3 protein-coding genes and 1 pseudogene are annotated in these 3,188 nt (G+C 66.5%); all 4 read right to left on the bottom strand.

The window, feature by feature from the left end:
• Positions 1-277: pseudogene (locus tag Tther_RS12855) on the bottom strand (PAS domain-containing sensor histidine kinase); the annotation flags it as partial.
• Positions 274-492, bottom strand: coding sequence for a hypothetical protein (locus tag Tther_RS12850; RefSeq protein WP_143904493.1), 219 nt, complete (start codon positions 490-492; stop codon positions 274-276). The gene Tther_RS12850 and the pseudogene Tther_RS12855, both read right to left, overlap by 4 nt.
• Positions 489-794: a hypothetical protein gene (locus tag Tther_RS12845; RefSeq protein WP_143904492.1), complete on the bottom strand. Its 306-nt coding sequence runs from the start codon at positions 792-794 to the stop codon at positions 489-491. Before Tther_RS12845 ends, Tther_RS12850 begins: the two co-directional genes overlap by 4 nt.
• Before the next feature lie 257 nt (positions 795-1,051).
• Positions 1,052-3,046 (bottom strand): DUF3987 domain-containing protein, encoded by a 1,995-nt coding sequence (locus Tther_RS12840; RefSeq protein WP_143904491.1) that lies wholly within the window; start codon positions 3,044-3,046, stop codon positions 1,052-1,054.
• Positions 3,047-3,188: the final 142 nt, after the last annotated feature.

The raw sequence follows: 3,188 nt of genomic DNA, 5'->3' as shown, positions 1-3,188 counted from the left end.
TGTCGGCGAGTTCGGTGGCGTTGCTCACCATCTGCGCCACGTCCGACAGCGTGGGGTTGGGCTCGCTCTTTTTGACGAACGCGCGGATGCGCTGGATGATTTGGCCGGCGCGTTGCGCCTGGCGGGCCTTTTCAGGCTCCACCCCCAGCGCCATCAGCCGCTGGGCCAGATCGGACGCGGCCTTGCGGGCCTGCTGCTTGGATGCGATGGCGTCCATCATCGCCTGCAATTGCAACAGTCGTTGCGCCGCCGCTTTCGGTAGGCTGCGCTCGATCATGGGGTCACTCCGGGGGTGGCATCGTCCGGCCAGCCCCACCGTGGGGGCAGCCCGATTCGGATGCGGAAGCGGTCAATGGCCTGCATGTCCGCGTCAAACTCCGCCGGGGTCTGATGATGGGCGCAGCAGGCGTTGGGCTGGGCCGCATCGTAGATGCCGTTGATGCAGCCCCATCGGGCATCGTAGGCGCAGCAGTTGGCGCACGTTCGTTTCATGGTTGCCGTCCTTCGGATAGGGGCGGGTTGACCGATGCAGCAAATCCCGCGCAGCGCTGCAACATCAGCACCAGATCACGCGCCAGCGCCTCGCGGCCCACGTCGGCGTGCCGCCAGTTGCCGCAGCGCCAGCGGCCAGCGCCTTGCAGGTGGGCGCATTCCAGACACAGCCGCCGGTCGTCGCCTTGGCGGTCACGGGCCACCAGCGCATCGGCCAGCCGCTCGGCTTCGTCGTAGCTCGCGCCTTTGTCGGTGAACCGGGCCAGCCGCGCCATGAAGGCGTCAATCTCCGCCGTGTTCATGGCCTCAGAGTGCGGCCAGCAATAGCGGTCGGGGTCGGTTGCGGGTGCGGGGTCAGGTTGCACGGCCTCGTTTGCCGCTGTCGCTTGGGGCTTGATCGCCGCGCCGTCGCCCAGCTTGATTTTTGCGAAAGGGGCCGGGGGGTACGCTACAAAACCTACGAAACCTGCCTTTTCCTCCCCTTGCGGGGGTTTTGTAGGTTTCGTAGCGTGGGTGTCGGGGCTTTTTTGATTTTTCAGCCGTGCCAGCCAAGCGCCCATCATGCGCCCCCTTTCAGCAGCATGGGGTGGATCAGGTAGCGCTCGCTGGGTCGGCCACCGGCCGCGCCGGTGGGCACCGCCTCCCGCATCAGCCAGCCGTAATCGGCCAGCAAGTCCGCTGCTTTGCGCGCCGCATCGGGGGTGGCAAGTCCCGCCCAGTGTTTGACTGCCACCAGCCGGGGGGTGAAGGCGTCCAACAGCACGCCGTCGCCGTCTGTCAGCTTGCCCGCCTTGATCTTGTCCAGCAGCAGCCGCGCCCCGGCGGTCTCGGGGATCACCGCTGCCGCGTACAGACGTTCGGCATGGGTGCGCAGGTAGTCGCCCCAAGCCAGCGCCCGCAACAGTTCGCGCTCGTGGATCACGTTCCCGCTGTCGGGGGTGTCCACCAGAGCGAACAGCAGCGCCAGCGCCGGAATCAGCTTGCGGTACTTGGCAAGGTGCGACACCAGCGCCGGGTGCAGTTCCTCGCCGCGAATCTCGGTCTCGAAGGGTTCAAGCCACTCCACGAACAAGCCTTGCGCCTCAGGGCTGAAGCGCCATTCGTGGGGGTCGGTGTCGCTGGCCGGTTGCAGTTGGTTCAACCGCTCGAACACGGCCCATGCGGCCTGCTTGGCTGGGGTGTCGGGCCATTGATCCACATAGACAAATTCCCGGCTCACGTCGGGCCACACGGCCAGCCCGAAGCGTTGCAGCAGCCCATCATCGCCCGCGCCACCGGCTACGGCCTCGCGCACGTAGCTTTGCACCTTGCCGGGTTGGATGCCGCCCAGCAGGGCCAGGCACACGCGGGGAATGTAGTGGGTGCCCCGGATGATTCTGTCCACCGTGTAGCCTTGGTTGCCGTCGTAGGCTTGCAGGTAGAAGGCCCGGGACCCTTCTTGACCCTGCCGATCCAGGCTGCACAGCAGCCCGTGGATTTCGTCGCGGTAGCACAGCGTGCCCCACGGGTTGGATTCGAGGATTTCGCCCAGCTTTTCCACGGTGGCGTCGTTGACCACGTAGCGCCGCGCCGTGGGTTCTTCGGGCAGGTCTGCCGGTGTCAGCAGCGCCCGCGCCTTGGCCGGGTCTTTGGCGGCCATGCTCGCTGCCTGTTTCTCGTTTTGCTTGGCGGCCAGTTCCGCCACTTTGCAGTCGAGCGTCCATGCCTCATGCGCTGCCTTCCACTGTTCGCGCTCGATGGCCTCCAGCCGGTGCAGGGGTTTGAGCGCCTCGCCCAGCGCCGGGGACTTCATCACCCCCGGCCTGCCGACAATCAAACCCCACAGGTTGGGCACCACACGCCAATCGTCCCGCGCCTTGGGTGAAACCACGGCGCGCGCCCCGATCAGGCTGGATAAGGCCACCAGCGCCCCCACCGCCGGGAAGTCCGGCGGGCATTGCATCCGGATGGCAATGTCGGCCACCCAGCCGCGCAGGGCTTGGGGCAGCAGTTCCTCATCGAACAGGGCCACCGGCGGCAAGGCGTCGGGCAAGGGTACGGGATCGGGCCAGGAATCGCCCCCGTACGCATCGCGCAAAGCCGGGGCCGCCACGGGTTGGGCAGAATCAATGCAGGCTCGCACCGCCTCCAACCCGGCCAGCTTGTGCAGGTCGTTGAAGTCGGTGGCCTTGTCGGGCCGCCCCTCAGGAAAGACGGGTACCGCCAGCCAGCCGCCCGCCGCACGCGCCGCCGCCGTGGCCTTGCTCATGCCGGGGTTGCCATCGGTGCGCCAATCGTCATCGGCGGCCACGATCAGCCGCGCATCGGGGTACTTGGATCGCAGGGCAAGTGCCACCGCTTCCAGATTGCCCGCGTTGAAGGCCACGGCCACGGCGTGCCCGCTGGCCTGATGGATGCTGACTCCCGTGGCGTAGCCTTCGCACACGATCAGCACGCCTTCAGGCTTGCCGATGGCGTGATAACAGCCCTTGACCCGCCCGCCGGGTTGAAAGCGTTTGCCGCCCTCGGGGTCGATCACTTGCAGACTGTGCAGGGTGCCCGCCGTGTCCCGCATGGGGATCAGCAGCGCGATTGTGCAACCTCTTTTCTGTAAATTTCCGGTTGGGTGGTCATGACAACCGGGTTACAGGTTGAAGTTGAGATAGACCTTGCCGGTCAGCCACTCGTCGTCGAGTTCGGCGAGCATTGCGGAAACC

Source organism: Tepidimonas thermarum, from assembly GCF_007556705.1.
Lineage (GTDB): Bacteria > Pseudomonadota > Gammaproteobacteria > Burkholderiales > Burkholderiaceae_C > Tepidimonas > Tepidimonas thermarum.
The sequence above is the reverse complement of the archived record's forward strand: the minus strand, read 5'-3'. Positions and strand labels throughout refer to the sequence as shown.

Bases quoted from the DNA above. Each gene is read 5' to 3' on its own strand.
- Tther_RS12845 (WP_143904492.1), bottom strand. From the start codon at position 794: ATGAACACGGCGGAGATTGACGCCTTCATGGCGCGGCTGGCCCGGTTC.
- Tther_RS12850 (WP_143904493.1), bottom strand. From the start codon at position 492: ATGAAACGAACGTGCGCCAACTGCTGCGCCTACGATGCCCGATGGGGC.
- Tther_RS12840 (WP_143904491.1), bottom strand. From the start codon at position 3,046: ATGCGGGACACGGCGGGCACCCTGCACAGTCTGCAAGTGATCGACCCC.